Origin of the sequence: Aquisalinus flavus, from assembly GCF_014640095.1 — a bacterium.
GTDB classification, from domain to species: Bacteria; Pseudomonadota; Alphaproteobacteria; order Caulobacterales; family Parvularculaceae; genus Aquisalinus; species Aquisalinus flavus.
Genome location: NZ_BMGH01000001.1, coordinates 2660791 through 2687406 on the forward strand (window position 1 = coordinate 2660791; position 26616 = coordinate 2687406).

A 26616-nucleotide genomic window follows, 5' to 3' on the forward strand; every position below is an offset into this window, starting at 1 on the left:
CCCCCGAACAGGAGGCTGCATCACCCGGTTTCGTCAGTCGCGTCCTTTATTGCCGGCAAGTCTAGCCTGCCGGACTTGATATGCAAATCACGTTGCGGGAAGGGTATCTCGATATTGTTCTCGTGCAGCCGCTCCCAGATAACCATCATGACGTCGGAGGTCACATTGGTCACGCCATTGGGCGGATCGTTGATCCAGAAACGCAGATCGAAATTCACCGATGAATCCCCGAACTCGATCAGGTTGCAGCGTGGTTTCGGTGTCGAAAGGACACGCGGCACGGTCAGCGCCGCCTCCTCGGCCATTTTCTGGATGAATCGGACATCCTTGAAATCATAGCTGGTGCCGAACGGCGTATGGAGGCGCACGACACGGTCGTCATGGCTCCAGTTGATCACCCCTTCATTGATGAAGACATCGTTCGGGATCAGGTGCTCGGTGCCGTCACGCGTGCGCACTGCGACATATCGCGTGTTCATCTTGGTGATCCAGCCAAATGTATCGCCGACCTCGATCGTATCGCCCGGCTTGATCGACTTGTCGGCGAGAAGCGTGACCCCGGCGGCGAAGTTGGAAATGACCCGCTGCAGGCCGAGACCGACGCCGATACCGACCGCACCCCCGAAGAACGCCAGCGTCGCAAAGTCGAAATTGACAGTGGCAAGAGCCAGAAGCAGGGCGACGACCGGCAGGATGAGATTCAGGATCTTGGCAAACAGCGCCTTCAGCGAGGGGTTCAACTCCTCGACCTTGTTGATCCGGCTGGTGATGAAACCGCCGACGAGGTTGGCGAGCCAGAAGAACAGGCCGAAGACGATGATCGCCCGGACCACCGCGAACAGGGTCAGGTTCAGGGCCGGGATATCGGTCTGCTGCAGCTGGTCGACGACGTCATCGAGCACGCCGACGGCATCGAGCACCATGATCGGCCAGATCGTGTAAAAGGCGACTTTCGACCAGAACGGCGACTGGATGACGAGCGTGACGAGGCGCACCACGATCCACGCCGACAGCAGCGAACGGCCGGCCTCGAGCAAGCCGGTCGACTGGCCGAGCGCGCCGAGAACAATGATAAAGATCGAGACCCAGACCCACAGGGCAATGGGGGTGGCGATGGTCGCCAGCGCATTGGCGAGACGCTTGAGCACGCCGTAGGGGGCCCGCTTGGTCAGCTGGTCGCTGATGAAGGTCTTCAGCCGGGGCCCGAAAATGACGGCCGGCACGAGGGCGCCCATGAGCAGGCCGAACTGCAGCAGCACGTTCCAGGTGAGCAGTTCTTCACGCGCCCAGGTGACGATTTCGGTCAGGACGGTCTGAAGCTCGTCAGTGCCGAGCAGTTCTTCCAGCGCCGACCCCTCTGGCGCTGCTTGCTGCAGGTCGGCCTGGATGTCGGCCGCCTCCTGCTCGGGCGTCTCGCCATCCGCGTTCACGGTCGCGCCGTCGTCCTCCGCCTCGTCCCCTGAGTTGGCCTCTGATTGGGCGGGAGCCCGGTCGGCTTCATCCTGCCCGGCCAGCTGATCGCTTGTTTCTGCCTGCATGCGTCCTGTCTTTCCTGCCGGACACGCCGGGTGCCCCTGTCATGAAGGAAGTCAAGACATAGAGGAGGTCACGCGGGCAGGCAATTTATACGCACGCAACGGAACGCAGCACTGCGCCAGATCATGCGTTGTGGTCGTCAGCCTGTTCATCGAAAGGCTGGCTTGCCTGATGAACCAGCAGAAAGCCGGCCGCGGCGAAAATGACGATCGCAGAATAAAATGCGCCATTATTGCCGGCGATCATCGCGATCAGCGTCCCGCCGACCGTTACCAAATAGGGCATGATCCGCGGGCGCTCGGTGCGCGACCGCCAGACATATACAGCCGCCGTGGCCACGAACAGGACGATGGCGAAGAAATTGAAGTAAGCACCCATGAGAAAATTCTCCCTCTTTCCAGAGGCAGGATGGGATGCGGGCTTTACGATAGGCTTGATAGAGCGGGTAAAATTTTACCCAAGCTCCGGAAATGTCATCCAGGCGCCGTCCGCGCCCGATCAGAACCGCTTCGACAGGCGCAGGTTCAGCCCGCCATCGACGGCATCATATTCCGACAGGAAGAAGGCGCTTGCCTGCTCGGTATAGCCGATCGAGGCCGTGACCTGCAGGTCGGGCGCGATGGACCGCGTCACCGCCACGCCCGCAGACCAGACCTCGTCTTCACGCTCGACGAAGGTCACATCCTCGTAGAAATTGTCGTAAGACCGGTCGGTATAGGCCACGTCAGCCGCGACGCGCCAGTTTTCCGTCGGCGCCCAGATGGCGCGCACGGCGGCGGTGACGGCTGTGTTCTCCTGGGCCTCGTTCTGCGACAGTTGGCGCGAGACAGTGAGGGTTGGCTGCACCAGCACTTTCTGGCGGACCTGAAACACGGTCGACGCACTGGCGGACACGCCAGAGAAATCGGTGGTATCGCTGAAATTGCCGTCGCCGGAGGTGCCGTAATTGGCGCCTGCAGTGACATAGACCCGGTCATTCAGCACCGAGGTGCCGACATAGGTCGAGACGATGGCGTTCTTGTTGTCGATCTCGTTGGTCTCGAAATAATCCGTGCCTGAGACGACGAGATTGACCCCGGCATCGACATGGCCGCCGATGAGCGTATTGATCCCGGCAGACAGGGCGAAGTTGGAGAAACCGCTTTCCTCGGCATTGACGTCGAGGGTGCGTCCGGGATTGGTCGAATAGCCAAGACCTGCAGCGGCCCCGACATGGAAGATCTCGTTGACCCGCAGGATGAAGACACCCGGCTCGCCCTCGAGCATGGCTTCCTCGTCGCTCGGGCGGCGGAACTGCTCCGCCTGGCGCTGGGCCTCTTCGAACTGGGCGCCCTGGGTCACAGCGGACTCAAGGTCGCCAATGGTCTGGGCGCTTGCCGTGCCGAGCATAACGCCGGCAAGGGTGCCCGTGGCCGCGAGACAGGCAGCCGTCAGCTTGCGCAGGGAGATCATTGGCCCGGCTCCACGCGCAGGGTCGCCGTTTCGCCGGTGCGCAGGCTGTAGGTCTGCTCGCTCTCGCCTTCGGTAACATTGTCGATGATGATTGCCGCTGTGTTCGGCGGGGCAGAGCCCTCGTTGACGGCGGTGATCTCGATCGCGGCGACGCCGGGGTTGAGATTGATGTTGAAGTCGGTGCCGGCGTTGAGCAGGCTGATCCGCGTCTCGAAGATCTTGCGCCCGAACTGGGTAATGACAACGTCGACGATGTCGCCATCCTCCAAGGCATAATCGCGCATGATATAGCTGAGCAGGAAGCCGCTCATCTTGATATCGGAAAGACCGGCGGTGGAGAAGATATCGCGGCTATCGGCCAGAATATCGCCCAGCGCCACCTGCGACTTCTTCATCGCCCAGCGTTCAAGATATTGCGGCCCGCAGCCGACAATCCCGCCGCAGCTCGGCGCCTGGTTGGCCCACTGACGGAAACCCTGGTCACTGGCATAGCGGATCAGGTTCTGCGCATCGGCGAGGGCCGAGGCGAGATTGGGATAGCCGGCCTGCAGCGCGAGACGCTCCAGCATCTTCACATCCTGGGTCGCCAGCCATTCCGCCCACGGCTCCAGGCTCGTCGGCACGATGCCCGACATATTCTCATAGCCAAAGGCCGGATACTCGCCGGTGCCCGGATAACCATCCGTATCGTCCGGGTCGGTCGGCGGGAATTTGGAGGCATCGGGCGCATCGAATCCAGGCGGCACGAACTCGGGCGGATCGAATTCGGGCATCTCGAACTCCGGACCCTCAAATTCTACGGGCTCGAGGTCGAAAGTCGTCACAATCAGCTCGGAGATTTCAAGATCGCTGACTCGCATGTCATAGGTGCGGTCCTTTCGGTCCTCCTCCCGCTCGCGCTTTTCGCGTTCGATCTTTTCCTTCTGATAGGCATCGAGCTCTTCCTGTGCCTTGCGGCGCCTTTCCTCAAGCTCCAGCTCCCGGCGCTCCTCATCTGTCAGCTCGGGTTCAGTTGGCTGCTTCGGGTCCTGGTTTTTCGGTTTGCGGTCAAGGTTGGGATCGCGCGTCGGATATTTCGGATCGAACTCGTCTTCGAACCGCTGCTTGATCTTCTCGGCCTCTTCCTTGGTGACCTTGCCATCCTTCGGACGATGCTCCGGCCCGATCCCGCCTGGCCAGCCGCCGACCGGCGCTTCAGGGTCGATTCCGTATGAGGCGAGAGTGCCCGGGTAGTTCTCTTTGAGATAGGCCCAGTATCCCGGGGTTGGCAGGCCGGTCGCGGGGTCGATGCGGGGATCGGTCCAGTCGGGATTATTCGCCTCATGAGGATCGAGGCCACGCTCCTTCATCATCTCTTCCAGATTGGCGTCCGCTTCGTCGGCATAGGCATCCAGCATATAGATATCGATGCCCAGCGCGGCCATCTCGAGTTCGAACTCGAGCCATGCCTTGTTGGACTCGAAAATGTAGCGCTCCTTTTCCTTGCGGGCGAGGTCCCTCGCAACGCCAGCGGCCTTTGCCTGCTCGGCAAGGACCGCCTTGTAGCCGCGGGCCGAGTAATAGATGTCCGTTACCGAACTGGCCGTAACGGCGGCGGCTGTCAGCGGGTCCTTCGTGGCGAGGCCGATCAGGTCGAAGCCGAGATTGAGATCGAACACGCCGCCCACGGTCGTCCCGCCGGAAAGGTTATCGAGCGTCGACCCATAGGTGCGCGTGAGGGCGATATCGCCATGGGCCGGATTATTCGTCTGGTTCTTTCCGGCATTGGCGGCAGACTTGCCTATCGTGTAAATATTGAAGGCATTGCCGAGCTGCTGGAATCCCTTGCCCATGTTCCGCTTGACCTTCTCGAGCGTGCTAGGCGGCATCTCTTCGACGAACGACAACCATCGTGCTCCAGCCTGTTCGTGCTTCGCCATCTGCTGTGTAAGGTCTGCCATTTCAGTGGCGGCGGACTGCAGGCGCGTTTCCAGAACGGGCGGCGTATCGCCGGGAACGACATCATACCAGAACGGGTCCCCGATAGCTTCGGTGACCTTTTTCGACATTGCCCTTGCTTCGCCGGCCTTGCGCGTCATCGCCATCTGCGCCTCCTTCAGCCGCGCGACTTTCGTCGGGCTCGGTGGCTCTTTCGAAATGCTCATGAAGGTCTGAAAGGCAGCCTTGCGCTCCTTTTCCAGATTTGCGGCGATTGCCTTCAACTCCACCAGTTCTTCGCCGGGCACGGTTTTCGTCGGGATTTTGGCAATTGCCTCCTTGGCAAGATCATATTCGTTCTGGGCATTCTTGAAGTTGCTGGCGAGCATGTCTGCCGTATCGGCGAATCCGTCCCAATCCCTGGCGATACCGATAACGACCTTCTCCTCGACCTGACCGCCGACCGGCATGCTCTTCCAGTCAAATGCTGGCGCGCCCTCGGCGCTGCGGGCCCAGTTCCATATATTGCCGAATGTCGCATTGACCTGAGCGGCCGTGCCCATCGTATTGTCGATTTGCTGGGTATTGGTCACCTCCTGTCCGCGACTGCCCGATGTCTGCGCCGCCGTGGTGAGCGGCGCCTCGTTGGCGCTGTTCTCGGCAAGGCTGAGCGCCATCGTGTCCAGCCGCTGCGCTAACAGGAGCGGGCGCTCGTCCGGGGTTTCGTCCGGCGTACCCGCCGGCACAACCCGCATCGCTTCCGGGCTGAAAAATGAATCAAGATAGGGTGCCAATTGCGGCACATCGCGATAGTCGACCATGGCCGAGCCGTCTTCATTCGCGGCAACCATGACGCGGCCATAACGATAGGGCTGGCCTCCGATGCCGTCTTGCGTGGCGACCGCCCTGTGCAGCATGGAGTTAAGATAGATCATGCCGAAGCCCGGATCGGTCATCGATATGCCCTGGGCCCAATGGATAACAGTCCGCCCGCTGCCAATGTCATAAGAGAAAGCCGGGACTGCATAGTGGATCAGCACCATCGGCATGCCGTCATGGGTGAAGTATTCGCGGCTCATCTCAATGGTCACCTGGCCCTCGCCAAGCCCCTCGACACCCAGTGCCGAGACAGGGAGCTGCTGCGACCAGTCAGTATCTACGCCCAAGGCTGGTGCCCGATCCATCCACGGACGCACGTAGGTGTTATGGAAGCTGGCGATCTCATCATCGCCGCTCACCGTCTTTGTGTCGTAATCGTAGAGGATGGCTTTCTCCGTAGCAGACACGTTCAGGAACTTGCCCGCCGCCAGACGGTCCGCCTTGTCGATCACGACAGCACCATCACCATAATCGAACATGGTATAGCTCTGCTGGTCCTTGCGGATGCGGCCGACCCCCAGCAATTGCGTATGGGAATAGTCGTGCTTGCCGTTATAGACCTGCGCCATGAGGCGCAGCACATATTGCTGGCGCTCCTCGATCCCGGCATTGGCCGCTGGGGTCTGGACAGATGCGGCTATCGCTGCTGACGCATCAATATCCGCCTCGGCGGCAAGCGCCGGAACGCCCACAGCGGTCAGGCCCGCCATAGCGACACCAGACTTTAAAAGGTTACGGAAGAGTGTGTGCTTGTCGATCATGATTATTCCCCTGCCTGAAAGTCGATGGACTGCACGAACGAAATGTCTGTCGTTCGGCGCAGATTGATGTACGCGGAGCCATTTCCGGTCGGGACCGTCCAAAGCGTATCGTCGACAAGCTCTGCCTGCGCCGGGAGCAGGTCTGACCAATCGCGCTGCCCGATGATCCGTTCAGCCAGAAGATAGCGGGCCCCATTGCCGCCATGGCGCAGATCCTGCGCACCGAAGGGAGCCGGATCCATCAGCGCCGCAACAGTGCCGATATCGCCCGACGACAGCGCTCCTGCGAAAGCTTCGACCACAGCCCTGGCGGACCCTGAACTATCCTGCTGTGCAGAGAACCTTATCTGCCGGACCGCATCTTCGCCCACGATCGACCGTCTTGCCATCTCCGCGTCAGCAGACCCCGGCGCGGCGATGTTGAAGGAGGTCGGCGCGAGGCGGCCGAGGAACAGCTTCCATTTCTGGCGGCCGGCGACGGCGTTGAGCTGGCGATACACAGATGGGTGCGCCTCGGCAGCGGCGGCATCCCATGACCCGGCATAGCGGCCGGCATCATAGAGCTGGGCCGAGGTGCCCTCCCCGCGCGGCATCAGGATGAGGATCTCGCCGGCGCGGGCTGTCTCGCCAGCCGCTGCCGCCGACCCGCTGGCGACGACGACATAGCCGGCAGCGCTGGAGAAGCCCATCGCGCCACTGACATTGTCGAGGGTGACTTCATAACCGGCAAAGGGAACCGCGCCGCTGGCATTTTCGATCACGGCCTGGTCGCCGGTCTCAAGCATGTCAGGCTGGACGGCCTGACCGCTTTTCAGGCTTGTCGCGCTGATCACCGAGACTGGCGGGGAAGCTGGCTCGAAAGCTGGCTGGGAGTCTGCCGTCGCCGGGACCAACCCGATCACTGCCGCAGCGAGCGCGCCGATGGCACAATAGGTTGACCTGCCCCGTCGCTGGCTCCTCTGCGGTCCGAAAATGCGTCTTCGTCCGAATATCCGATGGCGTCGCACAGCTCTCTCCCCCTTGCAAAGATTGGCGTCTGCTAGGGAAAGCGCGAAAGCCGGACCAAACGGTTCAAACTTTTTTAATTTTTTTCACACAGGAGGACTCAGGTCGCGGATTCAGGCGGTTTTGGACCGTTCAGCTTGCCATGCCATCGCCGATGGCCTGCATCAGCCACACACGGCTCGCCTGCCAGCTGCGCTTGACCGAAGAAGCGGACAGGCCGGTGACCTCGGCAACCTCTTCCACCGACAGCCCGCCGAAATAGCGCAGCTCAACGATCTCCGCCCGCTTGGGGTCGATCGCCTGAAGTCGGCGCAAGGCTTCTTCCAGCCGCAACAGGTCGACGGCATCGCCATGGGCGCCGTGGTTGGTAATCAGGGTGACCTGGTGGTGGTGGCGCTTGCCTGCCTGTTTCTTGCGGACATGGTCGATCAGCACCCGGCGCATCATCTTTGCCGAGAGCGCCATGAAATGCGCCTTGTCGCGCATGTCGATCTGGTTGAGCTGGATCAGGCGCATGACAACCTCGTTCACGAGGTCGCCGGTCGACAGCGAAACCCGCCCCTCGCGCCGCAGCAGGGCCGCGGATACGCGCCGCAAGTCGTTGTAAAAACGCGCAAAAAGGGCGTCCCGGGCGGTGTCGCTTCCGGCCCGCCAGGAGTCGAACAAATCGCGTGTTTCAAAATCGGTCTCGATGCGCACCCCCAGCAGAGTATACAGTGTGGAAGAGAGAGCGGCTTCTGTCCAATGGAAAAAGGGCTGGATACTATAACAGGATGACCTGTTTAGCTGGCTTTTTGCGCCATTATAGGCGGATACTGAAAAACCGGGTGACGGGCGTCTGAGGGGGACTGGATGGCATCGACCGATAATGACCGTGAGGCACGCGCGCTGAAACTGTTCGAGGACTCCCTCGACATTCCCGCCGAGGAAAGGGCCGAATGGATCGTCCTGCAGGCGGGCGATGACATCGCCATGCGCGACCGGGCCCTGTCCCTGCTGTCCTATGAAAGCGACCGGCCGGTGCTGGGCACGGGCGGGGCGGCGGCCGATGGCGATGATGACACGCCGATGCCGGAGACGATCGGCGCCTATCGCATCACCGGGATTATCGGCCAGGGCGGCATGGGCACGGTCTTCCGCGGCCAGCGCATGAGCGGCGATTTCGAGCATGATGTCGCGATCAAGGTGATCAAGCCCAAAGTGCTGTCGGACGAGCTTGTCGAGCGATTTGCCCGCGAGCGACAGACCCTGGCACGGTTGTCTCACCCGAATATTGCTCGGCTCTATGACGGCGGCACCACGCCGGACGGGGCCCCCTATATCATCATGGAATATATTGACGGCGTGCCGATCACCCTGTGGTGCGAGGAGGAGGAGCTGCCGCGCGACCAGCGGCTGGCCCTGTTTCTCGATGGCTGCAGCGCCGTCGCCCATGCCCACCGCAACCTTATCATTCACCGCGACATCACCCCGTCGAACATGCTGGTGACGCGGGAGGGCGCGGTCCGTCTGATCGATTTCGGGATCGCCAAGCCGTTTACCGGCGAAGAAGAAGAGCATCTCGAAGCCTCGATCCCGAGCCTCAGCTTCACCCCCGGGTTCGCCGCGCCGGAACGACGCCGGGGCGCCATCGCCAATACGCTGAGCGACATCTTCTCTCTCGGGCGCCTGCTGGAGGCGATCGTGCCGGCAACGATGCGCGGGCCGGACCTGCAGGCGATCATCGGCAAGGCCGCTGCCCAGGACCCGGCGAGGCGCTATGCCACCGTCGATGCGCTGATCGACGACATAAACCGCATGAAGAGCGGCCATACGGTCAGCGCCCGGCCGGCGACGAGCGGCTATCGCCTGTCGAAATATGTCACGCGCCATAAGGCCGGCGTGCTCCTCGGCACGACGGCCCTGGCCGCGCTGATCGGTGCGTTCGGGCTGACTCTGGCCCAGTATCTGCGCGCCGAAAGCGCCCTCGACAGCGCGAATGCGCGCTTCGAGCAGTCGCGCGATCTCGCCCGCACCATGGTGTTCGAGATCTATGACGACGTCGCCCTGCTCGGCGGGTCGCTGGAGGTGCGCGCCAGGATGGCGGATGTGCTCAAGGCCTATGTCGATGAACTGGCCGCGGACCGGTATGCCCCCGACGACATCCTGATGGACGTCGCCGTGCACTATAACCGCCTGTCCGATCTGTATGGCGGCATCGGCATCGCCAATCTCGGCGACGCGGAGACCTCCTATTCGCTGCTGCGCGATGCGGAGGCCGTCCTCGACCGGCTGCTCGAGCGCGATCCTGACAATGTCAAGACCATCGACGAACTGGTCTGGACATTGCGGCTGATGACCAATCAGGAACTGATCTACAATCTCGATGTCGATGCCGCCCGCCGTGCCAATGACAAGGCGCGGGTGCTGGTGACACGCGGCCTGACCCTGCCTGGAGCAACCGACACGCCGCTGGCGAACCGCTTCTGGAACGTGCGCAGCGACCGGCTGAAGATCCTCGGCTACGCCAACGATCAGGCGACGGCCCTCGAAGAGGTGCGGCGCTACCGGGCCGAGCTGGCAGCCCCCGGCAATGCCGAATCCCTGAATGGCTATGACCGGAAAGTCGCCTATTTCGCCAGCCTCGAGGGTGAGACCCTGTATGAGCTGCAGCGCTATGAAGAAGCGGTGCCGCCGCTGGAAGATGCGCTCGCGATTCAGGACAGGACGCTGGCTGAGGCGCCGGACAATTATTATTATCTCGTGCAGGTCATGCGCCTGAACGGCCTCATCGCCCCGTCGGCGCGCCTGTCGGGAAACAACGACCGGAGCATCGAGGCGGCCCGCCGGGCGGTCGCGGTCGCCGAACAGATCAAGGCGCTCGACCCCGAAGATGCCAATGGCGACCATTATCTCGCGTCCCAGCTCGAACAGCTGGCCAAGTCGCTTGCCGCGACGGGCGGGGATGACGAGGCCGAAGACACGATCGAGCGCGCCATCGCCACCCGTAGCGCCGTCGCCGGGCGTTATCCGGATGTGCTGAACCATCGCCGCGACCTGGCGCTGACCTATAAGGATGCAGGCATCGTCTATGGCCAGATCGGCAAGGCTGACCTGCAATGCAGCTATTTGCGCGAGGCCATGGCGATCATGCGGGCATTGCAGGACCAGGGCACGCTGACCGACTATGATGAAGGCGACCGCATGGAAGAGCTGACCGCGCTGCTGGAACAGCATTGCGCGGGATAGCAGGGTGTGGTTGGCGCGTGCCGGCGTATTTCAATTCTTCAAACGATTCACCGGATCGTTTGATCGGCCTGCGGCCGACCGGTCTGGCTGCTGCCGCAGAATTCTCCGCTTTTGAAAGCTACACTGTAGCTTTCAATCTGCCTTCGGCAGACCAGCTACGAATGGTGCCGCTTAGGTGACTCGAACACCTGACCCCATCATTACGAATGATGTGCTCTACCAACTGAGCTAAAGCGGCCCTTCACGAGCGGCCAGAACATGGCCCGTCCGGAGCCGGTTGCATACAATTTCACAAGCCGCGGCGCAAGCCGGAAAACGAACAAGCCGCAACCCGGAAAGATAGATGGCGCGAGCCGGAAATGACCGTGGTCAGCCGAGCCGATCCCTGATCGCCGACAGGCTTTCGTGTTGCTCACCGGTCTCGCCGAAATTGGCCGCGTCGAGCCACGCGTCCAGTGCCGCCTTCACCCCCGGCCACTCGCAGTCTATGATGGAATACCAGTCCGTGTCGCGGTTGCGCCCTCGCCAGACATAGTCGTTGCGGAACCGGCCCTCCCGGGAAAAGCCATAGCGCAGCGCGGCGCGGCCAGACGCCGCGTTCTGGGCGTTGCACTTCCATTCGAACCGGCGATAGCCGAGATCGTCGAACAGGTGGGTGGCCATGAGATGGAAGGCCGCGGTGCCTGCCCGCGTCCTTTGCAGCGCCTGCCCGTAGAGGACGGCGCCGATTTCCGCCGAGCCCTGGTCCGGCCGCAGGCGCATATAGCTGGCCGTGCCTAGACAGGCGCCGGACGCCTCATCGACGATGACCATGGTGCGCCATTCGCCCGACGCATTCCGGGTCAGGAAGAAATCGCGCAAGGCGCCCTGTGTCGTGAACGGCCCGTGCAGGATCCAGTCCCACAGGCTTTCATTGCCCGGCCCGCACAGGGTCGCGAACAGCGGCTCGATATGGCGGTCTGCCGCGAATGGTTCGAGCCGCACGCCATATCCTGTCAGCACCGCTTCGCCCGGCACCGGGCACGGCGTCCACTGCGACAGGTCGCGCGCCATGGGGGCCTAACCGCGCAGGGTCGCGCCGGCCTTTTCGGCCTGGGCGATGATGCGGGCGGCGACGGCGTCTATTTCCTCGTCCGTCAGGGTACGATCCCTCGGCTGCAGGGTGACCTCGATGGCGAGCGACTTTTCCCCCTCGCCGACACCCGGCCCTTCATACACGTCGAACAGGGAGGCTGCGGCGATCAGCTTCTTGTCCGCGCCGCGCACGGCCTTCATCAAATCCTCTGCCGGCATGGCCGTCGGAACGATGAAGGCGAAGTCGCGCGAGACCGCCTGCAAGGAGGACGCATCGAGCGCCGGTTTCGTCTTGCCGCCCTTGCCCTTGGGCAGCGGGATATTGTCGAGCCGAACCTCGAAGCCGTAGACCGGGCCGTCGATATCCATCGCCTTGAGGACGCGGGGGTGAATCTCCCCGAACTCGGCGAGCACGTTTTTCGGGCCGAGGGACAACACGCCCGAGCGGCCCGGATGATACCAGTCCGGCGCATTTGCCATGACCATGAGATTGGCGACCGGCGCGCCGGCGGCTTCGAGCGCGGCGATGGCATCGGCCTTCGCGGTGAAGACGTCAGCACGCTGAGCACCCTGCCAGTGACGGACGGGACTGGACAGGCGCACGCCGGTGGCGAGGGTCGCCTGATCCGTCGGGCCGTCGCCCGCATAGACCGGGCCGACCTCAAACAGGGCGAGGTCATCACGCCCGCGATCGGCATTGCGGCGCAGGGCAGAGATCAGGTTCGGCAGGATCGACGGGCGCATATGACCGAGGTCGGACGAAATCGGGTTGGCGAGCACCAGATCCGGATTACTCTGTCTGCCCGAAAACAGCGCCGCCTCGGGCGCGTCGCAGAACGACCAGGTAATGCTCTCCAGATAGCCGCGCGAAGCCAGAGCGCGCTTGGCGAGGCGGACACGGTCCTGGGCCCTTGAATATTTCGGCGCCTCGACCACCGCCAGGCGCGGCAGCGGCGTCGACGGCACCTGATCGAGACCGACGATGCGCGCGATTTCCTCGACGAGATCGGCCTTGCCCTCGATATCCGGACGGAAGCTCGGGACACTGACGGACCATGCATCTCCCGGCGCGACGCCGAAGCCGAGGGCAGTCAGGATGCGCTCCATCTCCGCCGCATCAAGATCAATGCCGGTCAGACGCTTGACCTCTGCCGGCGGGAAGGCGACGGTCTTGCTCACATCCGGCACGGCACCGGCCAGCACAACATTGCTGACCGCGCCGCCGCAGAGCTCGCGGACCATTTCCACAGCCTGCGCCAGCCCTGCGACGCAGGAGGCAGGGTCGATCCCGCGCTCATTGCGGTAACGGGCATCCGACACGATCCCTGTCTTGCGGCCGGTCCTGGCCGTCCGTACAGGATCGAAATACGCGCTCTCGATGAACACGTCCGTCGTGTCCGCCTCGACGCCGGAATACTCCCCGCCCATGATGCCGCCGAGACCGAGGACGCGGGTGTCATCGGCGATGACAGTCATGGTCGCGTCGATTTTATAGGTCTTGCCGTCAAGCGCTTCGAGGGTCTCGCCCTCCTTGCCGAGGCGGGCACGGATCACCGGGCGGATCTTCGCCGCATCGTAGACGTGCAAAGGGCGGGCACGGTCATAGGAGACATAATTGGTGATGTCGGCCAGCGCGTTGATGGGGCGCAGGCCGATGGCGCGCAGCTGGTCGCGGAGCCATTTCGGGCTCTGGCCGTTCTTGACACCGCGGACATAGACACCGGCGAAGACAGGGCAGGCATTCTCCGTACCCGGCGCGAAGTCCAGTTCGACCGAGACCGGGCTGTCATAGCCATCGCCTTGCGGTTCACCATAGGGTTTGGTGATCAGCGTGCCGAGACCAGCGGCGGCGAGGTCGCGGGCAACACCGGCAACGCCATTCGTGTCCGGACGGTTCGGCGTGACTTCGAAATCGATGACCGGGTCGTTGACGCCCATGACCTCGGCGACCGGCTGGCCGATCTCGGCGCTTTCCGGTGCCTCGATGATGCCGTCATGGTCGTCGCCCATTTCCAGTTCGCGGGCCGAGCACATCATGCCGTTGGACTCAACGCCGCGGATCTTGGCCTTGCCCAGGGTGGCGTCGATGCCGGGCACATAAGCGCCGACCGGCGCATAGGCGACCTTGATGCCGGTGCGGGCGTTCGGGGCACCGCAGACGATCTGCTGCTCGCCGTCTTTCGTCGCCACCCGGCAGACGCGCAGCTTGTCGGCGTCCGGGTGCGGCCGGGCGTCGATGACATGGCCGATTGTGAAATCCTTCAGCCGCGCGGCGGGATCATCGACCTCTTCGACTTCCAACCCAACGCGCACCATCGCCTCGACGATCTCTTCGAGGGTTGCGTCCGTATCCAGATGTTTTTTCAGCCAGCTGAGGGTGAATTTCATGACTAGTCTTCTTTATGGTCGGTATCGGGTTTGATGTCGGTGTTCTGGATCTCGGCGGGACGGCCATCCTCGCCGAGCTTGACATAGATGAAGCGGGCCTCGGTCACCTTCTCGCGGGTGCCGAGCGCATTGCGCAGCGCCCACGCCTCGACATTGACGGTGATGGAGGTGCGGCCGACACGGACGATCTCGGTATAACAGCACACGACATCGCCAACCTTGACCGGCTTGACGAAGGTCATGGAATCCACCGCCACGGTGACGACGCGCGAGCGCACATGCTCGACCGCGTGCAGCGAGCCGGCAATATCCATCTGGCTCATCACCCAGCCGCCAAAGATATCCCCCGCCGGATTGGTATCCGCCGGCATGGTCAGCGTGCGGATAGAGAGCTTGCCCTGGGGTTCCTTCTGGTCGTCAGTCATTTGAGGTTACCTGCTAAGTCCCGTTGCGGTATTGGGCTGGTCGAGCGGGTCGAAGCCGTAATGTTCCAGCCAGCGCGCGTCCGACGCGAACATGTCGCGCAAATCGGGGATGCCGTATTTCAGCATGGCGAGGCGGTCGACGCCCATGCCGAAGGCGAAGCCCTGATATTCGTCCGGGTCGAGACCGCAGGCGCGCAGCACATTCGGGTGGACCATGCCGCAGCCCAGAATCTCCATCCACTTCTCGCCCTGGCCGATGCGCAGCTCGCCGCCTACACGCTCGTACCCCACATCCATCTCGGCGGAAGGCTCCGTGAACGGAAAATGGTGCGGACGCAGGCGGGTCGTCACCTCGTCGATCTCGAAGAACGCCTTGATGAAGGCTTCCAGCGTGCCTTTCAGATGACCCATATGGGTCTCCCTGTCGATCACCAGCCCCTCGACCTGGTGGAACATCGGGGTGTGGGTCTGGTCTGAATCGCAGCGATAGACGCGGCCAGGCACGATTATGCGCAGCGGCGGCTTCTCTGTCATCATGGTACGGATCTGTACTGGCGACGTATGCGTGCGCAACAGCTTGCGGCTGCCGTCTTCCTTTTCATTGAAGAAGAAAGTGTCGTGGGTCTCCCGCGCCGGGTGGTCTGGCGGGAAGTTCAGCGCGGTGAAGTTATGGAAATCATCCTCGATCTCCGGGCCTTCGCGGATCTCGAAGCCCATATCGGCGAAGATCGCGGCCATCTCCTCGAACACCTGCGTGACAGGATGGATCTTGCCCTTCGCCTCGGGGCGGACCGGCAGGGTGATGTCGACTTTCTCCGACGCGAGGCGCGCTTCCAGCGCCGCCTCTTCCAGCATCGCCTTGCGCGCCGCGATCGCCTCGCCGATGCGCCCCTTCAGCCCGTTCAGGGCCGGGCCCATTTCCTGGCGCTCTTCCGGGCTCATCCTGCCCAGCGTCTTCATCCGCTCACTGACGACCCCCTTCTTGCCAAGGGCATGGACGCGCACGTCGTCCAGCGCGGCTTCCGTTTCAGCAGCGGCGATCCTGTCGCTCAAGTCTTTTTCGAGTTGGTCTAGGTCGGACATGGGTCAGGTCTTCTCGGGATCGGGATAATAAAAAAGGCGCTATCAAAGGACTGATAGCGCCTTGGCAGTGTCTTGTTCAATGATTTCCCGCTCTTACGAGCCGGGAAATGATCTCTTAAGCCCGTGCCGCATCAGCCTGTTTGGCGAGCGCGGTAAAGCCTTCCGGATCGTGCACGGCGATGTCGGCGAGCACCTTGCGGTCGACCTCGATACCGGCCACGGACAGGCCATGCATGAAGGTCGCATAGGTCAGGCCGTTCATGCGGGCAGCGGCGTTGATGCGCTGGATCCACAGGGAGCGGAAATTGCGCTTCTTGGCCTTGCGGTCGCGATAGGCATATTGGCCGGCTTTCTCGACAGCCTGGTTCGCGGTGCGGAACAGGCGTGAGCGGGCGCCGTAATAGCCCTTGGCTTTTTTCAGAATTTTACGGTGACGGGCGTGGGACGCTGGGCCCCCTTTGACGCGTGACATGGTTCAGGTCTCCTTATCTCTGCTCAGCGCGCGTATGGCATGTATTTGCGCACGATCTTCTGATCGGGCTCGGACATGACGGACAGGCCGCGTTTCTGGCGGATTTGCTTCGGTGTGCGCTTGATCATGCCGTGGCGCTTGCCAGCGGGGCCGGCCATGATCTTGCCACTACCGGTGACCTTGAACCGTTTCTTGGTTCCGGATTTCGTCTTCAGTTTGGGCATTTTTCACTTCCTTGTCTGGAATGATCGATAGGCGGGGGAGGCAATACCCTGTGGCCAGCCCGCCGGTTAAAGCGCGGGTTATAGCGGCTTGAGGACGGGAATCAAGCGGATTCTGAGCGTGTTTCCGCCCGCCCGCTGGCGTTTTCACGATATTAACCATCTTCTCGCAGACTGCTGTCAGGACAGGTCCATAAGAGAGAGGGTCCCCGCATGAATGCCTATATCAAAGCCCTGACGACGCAAGGCTATGTCAGCGCAGAGGACGTTTTGCGCATGCGCCGGCGCGTGTTCGGCGACCAGGTCGTCGACCATGAGGAAATGGCGGACCTGCTGAAGCTTGCCGCGATGGCGCCGGACGGCGACCCGAGCTGGCAGCAATTCCTGGGCGAGGCGATGGCCGATTTCTTCATCCGCCAGGGCGAACCGCGCGGCTATATGAGCGAGGAAAACGGCGCCTTCCTGGTGCGCTGTCTCGACCGGCCCGACGCGATCAACCCTGCCGTGCTCGACGCGCTCGTCCACATGGTCAGACATGCCCACAAGGTGCCGCAGCCAGTGATCGATTTCGGGCTCGAGGCGATCCGCGCCCATGTGCTCGCCGATGCCGTCATTAATGCCGACGAGGTCGAGCGGGTCCGCGCATTCCTGTTCGCAGCCGGCGGCGCCGGCAATGTCGCAATCACCAGGCAGGAGGCCGCTTTCCTGTTCGATCTTAACGATGCCGCCTATTCGGCCAACAATCACCCGTCCTGGGCGGACCTGTTCATGAAGGCTGTCGGCAATTATCTGATGGCGCATATCGGCTATCAGCCGCCGACACGACGCGAGGCGCTGCGCCGCGAGGCGTGGCTGAAATCGCCAAAGGCCGACATTACCGGCTTTTTCGGGCGCATGACCCAGGGCGGGTTCAAGGCGGTAATCGACGCCTATCAGTGGCAGCATCCGCAGGCGGCGGCCAATGACCGCCGCGAGATCGAGGCAGGCTATGCCGCTGTACTGACCGCCGCCGAGACCGACTGGCTTGTCTCCCGGATCAAGCGCGACGGCCTCGTCAACGACGCCGAAGAGGCGCTGATCACGCACCTTCAGGTCCTGCAGGGCGAGACGCCGCTACCGGGGAAGCTGGCAGCGCTGGTCTGATCGTCCTGACCCCTTCAGCTTCTCTCGAAGCGCTGAAAGGGTCCGGATTCGTTAGTTTTTCGCGTTTCCTAGCGGTGAACCGGTTTCCGCCTCACCGGAAAAGCTCTACCGGAAAAGCTGGGGCTCGACGCCGTCAGCCGGTGCGTCCTGGCCATCTGCCGGTGCGACCGACTCGTCGACGACACCGGATAACGGGGTCGCATCGGTGCCACCGCCGGTCATCGACGCGGCCAGCATTGGCAGCAGCACCGCAAGCGCGACGGATATCACGAAACCGATGAACAGCTTGCCGGCGTCGGAGAAGATGATCCGGGCGACTTCCGACCAGTCCCGCGTCTTGCCCATGGCGTTCATGCCGACCTCGCGCCCGGCGATCAGGCCGAGGAACACCCAGGTCGTCGACATCGGGATATCGTTCAGCGTGATGAAGAAAAACAGCAGCGAGGCATAGGAGAAGTCGATGATCGTCGCCGACCGGATGTCGGTGACGTTGGATTTCGTCTTCAGGACCTGCTGCACCGGGCCACCCTTGTTGGAAAAGGTATAGGCGAGCAGGATGACGATGATCCCCATCGCGCCAAAGCTCTCGATCGCCGTCAGCTCGCGCGGCAGGAAGACGAAGATGTTGGCGAAGTCCTGTGCCAGCCAGACGCCCCACAGATAGGCCGTGGTGATCCATTGAAGCACCACCCAGCCGATGAAGTGCTGCTGGTGCTCGGTCTTGCGGAAGAATTTCTCAACCGTCGGCGTCAGCACCAGATAGAGGACCAGCGCCGAGACAAAGGCAAGGCCATAGCCGAGCATCGACTTGACCGTCATCGAGGTCAGCCCCTCCAGCGTCGCGAAGATCGCGAGCACCATGAAGGAGGTCGACACCGGAATGCCGAGGCGGGTGATGACCAGCAGCACCAGCGGCGGCAGCGTGTGGTACCACTGGATAGCGACGACAGGGTATTTCTCGGCATTCGCCAGGCGCCCATAGGACGGGTCACCGCCATTGACGACCCAGCCATAGGTAAAGACCGCAACGAGGACCACGGCAGCGAAGGCGAACAGCACCGTCCAGTGCAGGCGGCTATTGGACAGGATGAACGTGCCGAGCGTTTGCAGAGCGTCGTTGCCGACAACGGCATAGGCGGCGAAGGTGAAGCCGATAATGGCCCAGAGCGAGATGTCGAATTCCATGGGGGCACCCGGATGCAATTGCTGTTGTTATCTTTGGGGCATAGCCGCCGCGTGTAACCCTTTTATGACAAGAGTTTCACGCAAGTGTCATGAAACGCCGCGCCGCCAGTCACGGCGGCGCGGTCATTGATTTTTCAGAGCAGCAGATCCGCCGCGAGGAAGGCAAAGAAGCCGCCGGTCAGATAGGTGACGACGGCAATGGCCAGAATGACCGTGCCGGCCCGCCGCATCCGCATGCAGGCCCGCGCCTGTGCCGGGTCGATCGGGCAAGGGGCATTGCGTGCCCGCCATTTCATGAAGGCCGCCAGGGCGAGCAACAGGCCCGAAACAGCGAATAGCTGCCCCTTATGCGCCGTCAGCCAGATCAGCCCCGGCACATTGGCGGCGAGCCCGGCCATCACCGCGCCGGCCCCAAGGGTGATCAGCAGGGCCGGCAGGGCGCAGCACAAAAGGGTCCCGGTACTGGCAAAGAGCGCCAGCGCCGGGCCCGCGGTTTCCCTCAACCAGAGCCGCATTACTCGGCCCCGGTGCCCTGGGCGCTTTCGACCATCAGCGCGTCGCCGCGGTGGATGGCAGCGATCCGGTAGCCGGCCTTCTTCACCAGCTCGCCGATCGTCTCGTCATCGAGGCTCTGGCCGGGCCGGAACACCAGGTTCAGTGTCTTGGTGTCGAGATCGACATAGGTGGCCGCGACCTCCTCGCGCTTGCCGAAGGTCTTGTTCATCGCCTTGGCGCAGAAGTCGCAGACGACGCCGAGCACCTGAGCGACGGCAGGCTCGCCGCCGGCGGCGAGGGCGGCGTCAATTTCAGCCGTGCGGCTGAGCATGACGAGCTCGCCGGATGCGGCTTCGTCCGCCTCCATGTCATGGTCCTTGTGATCATGGGCTTCATGGTCATGCTCGCCATGGTCCATGTCCTGATGCTTCATGTCCTGATGCTTCATGTCTTCGTGCTGCATGTCATCATGTTGCATCTGCAGGGCGTAAGCAGAGGTAAGGGCCGGGACCGCGAGAGCGAGCGCGCCGAAAGCGGAGGAGAGAAAAAGTGTACGGATCATTGTGCTGTTCCTTTCAGAAACGGTATTGGAAATTGAGCATGGGTTCATCATCGGTGACGCTCCAGCCGGCCTCGAACAGGGCAGCGCCCTTGAAGAAGCGGACGAGCGGCGTCACGCCGACAGGGTCGTCGGCATCGGGCCGGTGGTCGATCTCGAGCATCAGCCAGGTATGCAGGTCGCCGGTATCGCCCTCGTAAGGGGCAAAACCGACACGGGCCGCCTGCATGAAGGAGCCATCGACGGTGCCCCCCTCGAGACCACGAGCCTTGTAGGAGGCGAACAGCCGCCGCGTCTCCCAGTCGGCCATGGCGCCGATAAACGCCGCCGCCTCCCGGTCGGCGGGATTACCATTGATGCCTTCGATAGCCCCTGCCCCGGCAAAGCCGTAGAGGTTGGCCTGATAGTTCTCCCCGAACCAGCGTTTGGCGAGCCAGGTTGCCTGCGGGCCGTTGAAGAGAACGTCATTCTGGCGGTCCCATTCGGTCCGCCAGCCGAGCGAGAGGCTCGGGTTTACAGTGTAATGGACCCAGAGCGCCGTACTCTGACGGTCTGTTTCCTCGATGAGCGTCCAGCCACCCTCATAGGAGACGGGTCGGGCCATGGCGGGTTCAGCCATGAAACCTGACGTCATGCAGATGAGGGAAGCAATGGCCGCGATAAAGCGCGCCATGGCTTGTCCTTTCAATTGTTGATGTCGGATTGTGTGAGCGTGAAAGGAGCTCAGCTGCGCGGCGGTGGCGGCTCTATGGAGTCAGCCGGGCCGGTCAGGCCGCTGGCGACAGGCAAACCAGACGGATGCCAGGCATCCGGGAGGTAGAGCGCGGCAAGCTCGGTCATGGAGGCCACGACCATGGTGCAGCCATCGCAATCGCTGCCACCCTTGCAATCGTCCCTGCCGCTGGTGTCGCCGTGATGATCGTGATGAGACTGCGTTGGCAGGTCATGCCCGCCGCCGTGATCCATAGAGTGATGGTCATCACCCGCCATCATCGCTACCGGTGCTGCGGCGGTGCCCGCGCCGCCAAGCGCATGGGCGCACACGGTGGGCGCATTGAGCGTGACCGACAGACCGAACAGGATGGCGAGAAGCAGTTTCACGCCGCCATGAATAGCAGACCTGGTGCCGCCTGCCAATTGCGGCATGATCGTATCGGTGCTGGCCTTTGCGCACCAAGCCTCTATATGCAAGGCAGCTTGGGCAAGACATGCAGGGAATACAGATGGTTACGACAGTGAACGAGGCGGCGCTGCCAGACGGCCACCCGCCGGTGAAGACCGGCAGGACCGGGCTATTGCTCGTCAATCTCGGCACGCCGGACGGCACCGACGCGGCCTCGGTAAGGCGTTACCTGAAGCAATTCCTGTCCGACCCGCGGGTCATCGACCTGCCACCCCTGCTGTGGCAGCCGATCCTGCAGGGCATCATCCTGAATACGCGGCCGAAAAAGACCGGCGAGGCCTATGCCAAGATCTGGCGCACCGAGAGCGATGAAAGCCCGCTGCGCTACTACACCCGCCAGCAGGCGGAAAAGGTCGGCGAGCGGCTCGGATCAGACCGGGTCATCGTCGACTGGGCCATGCGCTACGGCAATCCCTCGATCGAGAGCCGCCTGACCGCGCTGAGGGAACAAGGCTGCGACCGCTTCGTCATCTTCCCGCTCTATCCGCAATATTCCGCCACCACCACGGCGACGGTGAATGACGAGGTCTTCCGTATCCTGAAGGGCATGAACTGGCAGCCAGCCGTGCGTACCGTGCCCGCCTTCCACGACCATCCGCGCTATATCTCCGCGCTGGCCAACTCGCTGTCACCGGCCATGGAGGACAGGCCGGAGCGGGTGATCCTTTCCTATCACGGCATGCCGGAACGCTATTTCCTCGCCGGCGACCCGTACCATTGCCATTGCCAGAAAACATCGCGCCTTTTGCGCGAACGCATGGGCTGGGACACAGACTTCGCGCCTATCGCCTTCCAGTCGAAATTCGGCCGCGCCAAATGGATCGAGCCGGCGACGGAGGACCTCGTCATCAAGGCCGCCGAAGACGGGCTGAAGCACATCGCCGTCATCACCCCCGCCTTCGTCTCCGACTGCATCGAGACTCTGGAAGAGGTCGGTATCGGCCTAGCGGAGACCTTCACGGAGCATGGCGGAGAGACGCTGACGCAGGTCCCGTGCCTCAACGACAATGACGACATGATCGGCCTGCTGGAGGAAATCCTGCGCACGGAAACCGCCGGCTGGATATAAGGCGCGTCAGACTGACGCTTGCGGCGTTTTGCATACGGCGCGCAATGGTCTATGTCCCTATGTGAACATCAAGCAATTTGATGGAGAGCTCCCCATGGACGCCTTGCTGCTCGCCCGGATCCAGTTCGCCTTTACGATCTCCTTCCACTTCATATTCCCGGCCTTCACGATCGGGCTGGCGAGTTATCTGGCGGTCCTGAACGGGCTCTATCTGCGCACCAACAAGGATGTCTATCTCCGGCTCTTCCGCTATTGGGTCAAGATCTTCGCCATCACCTTTGCCATGGGGGTCGTCTCCGGCATCACCATGTCCTACCAGTTCGGCACGAACTGGTCGGTGTTCTCGGACAGGGCCGGACCCGTCATCGGCCCGCTGATGGCCTATGAGGTGTTGACGGCGTTTTTCCTCGAGGCAGGCTTTCTCGGCATCATGCTGTTCGGGCGCAACCGCGTCGGCCCGACCCTGCATATGATCGCCTGCCTTGCCGTTGCCTTCGGCACCGCCCTGTCGGCGACATGGATCCTCTCGGTCAATTCGTGGATGCATACGCCCGCCGGTTTCGTCATCGCCGAGAACGGGCAGTTCCTGCCGGAAAACTGGCTGGAGATCATCTTCAACCCGTCCTTCCCCTATCGCCTCTCCCACACGCTGACGGCGGCCTATCTCACCACCGCCTTCATCATCGGCGGCGTCGGTGCCCTGCACCTGCTGCGCGGCGAGCGCGACAATGAGGGCGTGAAGGTGATGTTCTCCATGGCCATGTGGATGGCGGCCATCGTCGCGCCGGTGCAGATCTTCCTCGGCGACCTGCACGGCCTGAACACGCTCGAGCACCAGCCGCAGAAGATCATGGCCATGGAGGGCCATTACGAGAGCCATCCCGAGGGCGCGCCGCTCTATCTGTTCGGGATTCCCGACGATGAAGCGCAGGAACTGAAATATGCCATCGGCATTCCCAAGCTCTCCTCGCTCATCCTCGAGCATGATCTCAACGCGCCGATGGCAGGGCTCGATACGATCCCGGACGATGAGCAACCCCCGGTCGCGATCGTGTTCTGGTCGTTCCGCATCATGGTGGCGATGGGTTTCCTGATGCTCGGCGTCGGCCTGTTCAGCCTGTGGGCGCGCTGGAAAAACACGCTCTACACGAATAGATGGCTGCACCGGGCGGCGCTCATCATGACGCCATCGGGGCTCGTTGCCGTGCTGGCCGGGTGGATCACGACGGAGGTCGGCCGCCAGCCCTATACGATCTATGGCCTGATGCGGACGGAGGACAGCGTTTCGCCGATCGCCGCGCCGGCGGTCGCGGGCTCGCTGCTGTTCTTCATCGTGGTCTATTTCCTCGTCTTCGGTGCCGGGGTCTTCTACCTGATGCGTCTCGCCAACCGGCCGCCGCAGCTGACCGAAGAGCGCGTCAAGGACCAGACGGGTCCGATCCGCGCCGCCGGCATCACCCCCGCCTCGCAGATCATCCTGGCCGATCCAGACGATCCGCGCATCGCCCGCAGCCGTATCAATTGGGGACCGGGCGGCACGCCGAAGCTCGACACTACGCCCGCCCCGGAGGGTGAGAGCGAGGGCATGACCGGCACCGATACGGACAAAGACGGCAACACCGGAAAAGGGGAGTAACGCCATGGAAGTCAGCATCGCCCTGTCCATCGCCTGGGCCGCCCTTCTCGTCATCGCCATCTTCATCTATGTCGTGCTCGACGGGTTCGACCTCGGAATCGGCATCCTGTTCGGTCTGGTGCCGGAACGAAAGAACCGCGACGTGATGATGAATTCCGTCGCGCCGGTATGGGACGGCAACGAGACCTGGCTGGTCCTTGGCGGCGGTGGCCTGTTTGCCGCCTTCCCGCTCGCCTATGCGATCCTGATGCCGGCGCTGTACGCGCCGGTGATCGCCATGCTGCTGGCCCTGGTCTTTCGCGGGGTAGCGTTCGAATTCCGCTGGCGGACCGAGCGCTGGCTGAAATGGTGGGACCGCGCTTTCATCATCGGCTCGACCATGGCGGCGTTTTCGCAGGGCGTCATCCTCGGTGCGATCCTGCAGGGGGTTGCGGTCGATGGCCGTGCCTATGGCGGCGGGTGGTGGGACTGGCTCTCACTCTTCTCCTTCCTGACCGGCATTGCCGTCGTCGCCGGCTATGCCCTGCTCGGCGCGACATGGCTGGTGATGAAGACCGAAGGCCCGCTGCAGGAGAAGGCCCGCAAGCTCGCCTGGGCTTTTGGCCTGGCGACGGTTGCCTTTATCGTCCTCGTCAGCCTGTTCACGCCCTATCTGGAAGCGGCCTATTATCAGCGCTGGCTGTCCATGCCCGGCATTTTCTTCGCCGCACCGGTGCCGATCGCCGTTGCCGTGATCACCCTGTTGATGTTCCGTTCCCTGACCATCCACAATCACGAATACCGCCCGTTCATCCTGGCGCTCGTCCTGTTCGCACTGTGCTTTGCCGGGCTCGGCATCTCCATGTACCCCTATATAATCCCCACCGAAGTGACGATCTTCGAGGCGGCAGCGCCGTTCAACTCGCAGATATTCATGTTTGTCGGCGCGGTGATCCTGATACCGATCATCCTCGCCTATACCGCATACGCCTATTGGGTGTTCCGCGGCAAGATAGACCCGGAGGAGGGCTATCATTGAGGCTGCCTGATTTCTCCCGTTTCAACCTGCCGCCCGCGGTGATGAAGATCGTCTGGTTCGTCGGCCTGTGGGCCGGCGGCGTCGCCACGGTGACGGTGCTTGCCTATGGCATCCGCCTGCTGATCCTGCCCTGAGCTGACGGGCAGCGGCCGGCGACATGAAAACATCGCTTTATCCGGCAGGGGAAATCCCCTAGACGGCTGTGCCATGGACACCGAGTTCTTCACCCGTTTCCTGGCGGCCATGTTCGCCATCATGAACCCGCTCGTGGTCATGCCGATCTTCCTGTCGATGACGGAAGATTACGACAACGCCTATCGCCGGCGCATTGCCTTCCAGGCGGCAACGACCATCCTTGCCGCTTCCATCGTGGTGGCGCTGGCGGGCCAGCCGATCCTCGATTTCTTCGGCATCTCCATCAACGCCTTCCGCATCGCCGGCGGCATCCTGCTGTTCCAGATCGCGCTGACCATGATTTCCGGCGTCCGCCACGAAAGCCATGCCGGCACCGATCGTGAAAAGCGCATGCAGGAGGAAATTACCAATCCGGCGGTCTATCCGCTGGCAATACCCATGTCGGTCGGCCCCGGCACGATCACCACGCTGATCCTGTTCTCCCAGCAGGCAGCGGTGAAGGGGGCCTATATCGAACTCTATGCCGTCATCATGATCATGGCCGCGCTGATGTGCGTCGGCCTGCTGATCGTGCCCTTTATCAACCAGGTCGTGTCGTACACCGCGCGGACGGTGTCGATCCGGATCATGGGCATCATCCTCGCCGCAATGGCGACCGAGATGATCATCACCGGCATCCGCAATGCCGGGATTTTCTCGCCCCTTGTGAGCTGATTTCTGGCGCACCTGGTGTGCGTCATGCCCGCCTTTACTTCCCCGCCAGCGCCACCTTAGAATGACCGCAAGCGCATGGAAGGGGAGAGCCATGAGACTGAAAGCACTGCAACTGGCCGGTATCGGCGCCGTGATCATCATCGGCGCGCAGCTTGTCCTGAGCCTGATCGGGGACAGGGACGACGAGCCGCCGCGCCTTGCTGCCGACACGGCACTGGTGGTAACCACCCAACAGGCGGGAGCCGCACCTGCCGCTGCGCCCGGGCCGGACCGGCGCGTCGTTACATCTGCAATTGACTATGCGGCGCTGGGCCTCGCCGGGGCCGAGGAAGCCTTTTATTGCGAAGGCATCATCATGCTGGGCGCCGCCGATGAAACGGGCCGGATCAGCGATGACGACAGGGCATTGGTCTACACCCTCAGCGACTATGGCAACGCGCTGACCGGGGCACAGGGCATCGACGGCGACACCGCCATGGTGGCGCGCCAGCAAAGCCTGCTTCAGGCGCAATACGACCTTGAAGACGGCCTGACCGTGAGAGATGTCGAGGCCTGCCGCGAGATGGCGCGCAATGCCGCACGCTGACGATCCGGCCGCGCGCACTGCATGGCAGGGAACGGGCAGGGAACGATCCGGCGGCAGCAACGTTAACGCAAGCGGGAGGCATGCTCATGGGAGACCGCACCAACGACCTCGCCATGCGGCGGACCGAATGGGCCGAGGACCGGACCCTGCTGGCCAATGAGCGGACCTTTGCCGCCTGGCTGCAGGCGGGCATCACATCCGTCGGTCTCGGTCTCGGCTTTCAGGCCCTGTTCAAGAGTGTCGAGCCGACCTGGCTCGCCAAGACCATCGCCACCATCTTCATCCTGATCGGGGTACTGGTCTTCATCAGCGCCTTCTACAATGCCTGCGATATCCTGCGCCGGATGAAATCCCACAGCGCCAAGCCCCTGCCCCGGCGCAATCTCGGCATCATCACGTTCCTGTTCGTGCTCGGATCGACCGCCCTGACCATCGTCCTGTGGCTGCTGTGA

26 protein-coding genes and 1 tRNA gene are annotated in these 26616 nt (G+C 62.6%); 9 read left to right on the forward strand and 18 right to left on the reverse strand.

What is annotated here, in order from left to right:
* Window positions 1-20: 20 nt before the first annotated feature.
* The 6 genes from IEV88_RS12110 to IEV88_RS15285 all read right to left on the reverse strand — a co-directional run bounded on the left by IEV88_RS12110 (window position 21) and on the right by IEV88_RS15285 (window position 8249).
* The gene (locus IEV88_RS12110) at window positions 21-1538 is read right to left on the reverse strand and encodes a mechanosensitive ion channel family protein (RefSeq protein WP_206711179.1); all 1518 of its coding nucleotides are present in this window, start codon (window positions 1536-1538) and stop codon (window positions 21-23) included.
* A gap of 121 nt (window positions 1539-1659) precedes the next feature.
* Window positions 1660-1914 carry an XrtV sorting system accessory protein gene (locus IEV88_RS12115; protein ID WP_188158197.1) on the reverse strand — a complete coding sequence of 85 codons (255 nt, stop codon included), beginning with the start codon at window positions 1912-1914 and terminating at the stop codon, window positions 1660-1662.
* Between the two features lie 120 nt (window positions 1915-2034).
* Window positions 2035-2988, reverse strand: a complete 954-nt coding sequence (locus IEV88_RS12120) for a TonB-dependent receptor (protein WP_188158196.1) — start codon at window positions 2986-2988, stop codon at window positions 2035-2037.
* Window positions 2985-6545, reverse strand: coding sequence for a hypothetical protein (locus IEV88_RS12125; RefSeq protein ID WP_188158195.1), 3561 nt, complete (start codon window positions 6543-6545; stop codon window positions 2985-2987). Before IEV88_RS12125 ends, IEV88_RS12120 begins: the two co-directional genes overlap by 4 nt.
* Window positions 6546-6547: 2 nt before the next feature.
* The gene (locus IEV88_RS12130) at window positions 6548-7378 is read right to left on the reverse strand and encodes a hypothetical protein (protein WP_188481225.1); all 831 of its coding nucleotides are present in this window, start codon (window positions 7376-7378) and stop codon (window positions 6548-6550) included.
* 304 nt (window positions 7379-7682) lie between these two features.
* Window positions 7683-8249: an ECF-type sigma factor gene (locus IEV88_RS15285; RefSeq protein ID WP_229731467.1), complete on the reverse strand. Its 567-nt coding sequence runs from the start codon at window positions 8247-8249 to the stop codon at window positions 7683-7685.
* Between the two features lie 153 nt (window positions 8250-8402).
* On the opposite strand from IEV88_RS15285, the gene IEV88_RS12140 reads away from it, so the two are divergent.
* A complete protein-coding gene (locus IEV88_RS12140) occupies window positions 8403-10778 on the forward strand; it encodes a serine/threonine-protein kinase (RefSeq protein ID WP_206711177.1) in 2376 nt (791 codons plus the stop codon).
* A gap of 162 nt (window positions 10779-10940) precedes the next feature.
* Here the strand turns inward: IEV88_RS12140 and IEV88_RS12145 are convergent.
* The 7 genes from IEV88_RS12145 to rpmI all read right to left on the reverse strand — a co-directional run bounded on the left by IEV88_RS12145 (window position 10941) and on the right by rpmI (window position 16444).
* Window positions 10941-11016 (reverse strand) — tRNA-Thr (locus IEV88_RS12145).
* A 131-nt stretch (window positions 11017-11147) separates the two neighbouring features.
* Entirely contained in the window at window positions 11148-11831 is a 684-nt protein-coding gene (locus IEV88_RS12150) for a GNAT family N-acetyltransferase (RefSeq protein ID WP_188158191.1), read from the reverse strand.
* Window positions 11832-11837: 6 nt separating this feature from the next.
* Window positions 11838-14240, reverse strand: a complete 2403-nt coding sequence (gene pheT / locus IEV88_RS12155; RefSeq protein WP_188158190.1) for a phenylalanine--tRNA ligase subunit beta — start codon at window positions 14238-14240, stop codon at window positions 11838-11840.
* Window positions 14241-14242: 2 nt separating this feature from the next.
* Window positions 14243-14665 (reverse strand): acyl-CoA thioesterase, encoded by a 423-nt coding sequence (locus tag IEV88_RS12160; protein ID WP_188158189.1) that lies wholly within the window; start codon window positions 14663-14665, stop codon window positions 14243-14245.
* 6 nt (window positions 14666-14671) lie between these two features.
* Entirely contained in the window at window positions 14672-15748 is a 1077-nt protein-coding gene (gene pheS / locus IEV88_RS12165) for a phenylalanine--tRNA ligase subunit alpha (RefSeq protein ID WP_188158188.1), read from the reverse strand.
* A gap of 115 nt (window positions 15749-15863) precedes the next feature.
* Complete coding sequence (rplT, locus tag IEV88_RS12170; protein ID WP_188158187.1) at window positions 15864-16220, reverse strand: 50S ribosomal protein L20; 357 nt, start codon at window positions 16218-16220, stop codon at window positions 15864-15866.
* 23 nt (window positions 16221-16243) lie between these two features.
* Window positions 16244-16444, reverse strand: a complete 201-nt coding sequence (gene rpmI / locus IEV88_RS12175) for a 50S ribosomal protein L35 (RefSeq protein ID WP_155139772.1) — start codon at window positions 16442-16444, stop codon at window positions 16244-16246.
* A gap of 210 nt (window positions 16445-16654) precedes the next feature.
* Between rpmI and IEV88_RS12180 the strand changes: the two genes are divergently transcribed.
* Window positions 16655-17584 carry a hypothetical protein gene (locus IEV88_RS12180; protein WP_188158186.1) on the forward strand — a complete coding sequence of 310 codons (930 nt, stop codon included), beginning with the start codon at window positions 16655-16657 and terminating at the stop codon, window positions 17582-17584.
* 105 nt (window positions 17585-17689) lie between these two features.
* Here IEV88_RS12180 and IEV88_RS12185 read toward each other — a convergent pair whose 3' ends face one another.
* From IEV88_RS12185 to IEV88_RS12205, 5 genes are all read right to left on the reverse strand, one after another.
* Window positions 17690-18769, reverse strand: coding sequence for a hypothetical protein (locus IEV88_RS12185; RefSeq protein WP_188158185.1), 1080 nt, complete (start codon window positions 18767-18769; stop codon window positions 17690-17692).
* A gap of 134 nt (window positions 18770-18903) precedes the next feature.
* Window positions 18904-19284 (reverse strand): hypothetical protein, encoded by a 381-nt coding sequence (locus tag IEV88_RS12190; protein WP_188158184.1) that lies wholly within the window; start codon window positions 19282-19284, stop codon window positions 18904-18906.
* Window positions 19284-19826, reverse strand: coding sequence for a heavy-metal-associated domain-containing protein (locus tag IEV88_RS12195; protein WP_188158183.1), 543 nt, complete (start codon window positions 19824-19826; stop codon window positions 19284-19286). The genes IEV88_RS12190 and IEV88_RS12195 overlap by 1 nt, the downstream gene beginning before the upstream one ends.
* 13 nt (window positions 19827-19839) lie before the next feature.
* Complete coding sequence (locus IEV88_RS12200) at window positions 19840-20496, reverse strand: hypothetical protein (protein ID WP_188158182.1); 657 nt, start codon at window positions 20494-20496, stop codon at window positions 19840-19842.
* A gap of 50 nt (window positions 20497-20546) precedes the next feature.
* The gene (locus IEV88_RS12205; RefSeq protein ID WP_188158181.1) at window positions 20547-20969 is read right to left on the reverse strand and encodes a hypothetical protein; all 423 of its coding nucleotides are present in this window, start codon (window positions 20967-20969) and stop codon (window positions 20547-20549) included.
* A gap of 77 nt (window positions 20970-21046) precedes the next feature.
* Here IEV88_RS12205 and hemH point away from each other — a divergent pair, with 77 nt between their 5' ends.
* From hemH to IEV88_RS12240, 7 genes are all read left to right on the forward strand, one after another.
* Window positions 21047-22075 carry a ferrochelatase gene (gene hemH, locus IEV88_RS12210; RefSeq protein ID WP_188158180.1) on the forward strand — a complete coding sequence of 343 codons (1029 nt, stop codon included), beginning with the start codon at window positions 21047-21049 and terminating at the stop codon, window positions 22073-22075.
* 94 nt (window positions 22076-22169) lie between these two features.
* A complete protein-coding gene (locus IEV88_RS12215) occupies window positions 22170-23711 on the forward strand; it encodes a cytochrome ubiquinol oxidase subunit I (protein ID WP_188158179.1) in 1542 nt (513 codons plus the stop codon).
* 4 nt (window positions 23712-23715) lie between these two features.
* Window positions 23716-24729, forward strand: a complete 1014-nt coding sequence (cydB, locus tag IEV88_RS12220) for a cytochrome d ubiquinol oxidase subunit II (RefSeq protein WP_188158178.1) — start codon at window positions 23716-23718, stop codon at window positions 24727-24729.
* A complete protein-coding gene (locus IEV88_RS12225; protein ID WP_229731468.1) occupies window positions 24726-24863 on the forward strand; it encodes a DUF2474 domain-containing protein in 138 nt (45 codons plus the stop codon). Before cydB ends, IEV88_RS12225 begins: the two co-directional genes overlap by 4 nt.
* A 73-nt stretch (window positions 24864-24936) precedes the next feature.
* Window positions 24937-25578, forward strand: coding sequence for a MarC family protein (locus IEV88_RS12230; protein WP_188158177.1), 642 nt, complete (start codon window positions 24937-24939; stop codon window positions 25576-25578).
* Between the two features lie 91 nt (window positions 25579-25669).
* The gene (locus IEV88_RS12235; protein ID WP_188158176.1) at window positions 25670-26164 is read left to right on the forward strand and encodes a hypothetical protein; all 495 of its coding nucleotides are present in this window, start codon (window positions 25670-25672) and stop codon (window positions 26162-26164) included.
* An 86-nt stretch (window positions 26165-26250) separates the two neighbouring features.
* Window positions 26251-26616: a YidH family protein gene (locus tag IEV88_RS12240; protein WP_206711176.1), complete on the forward strand. Its 366-nt coding sequence runs from the start codon at window positions 26251-26253 to the stop codon at window positions 26614-26616.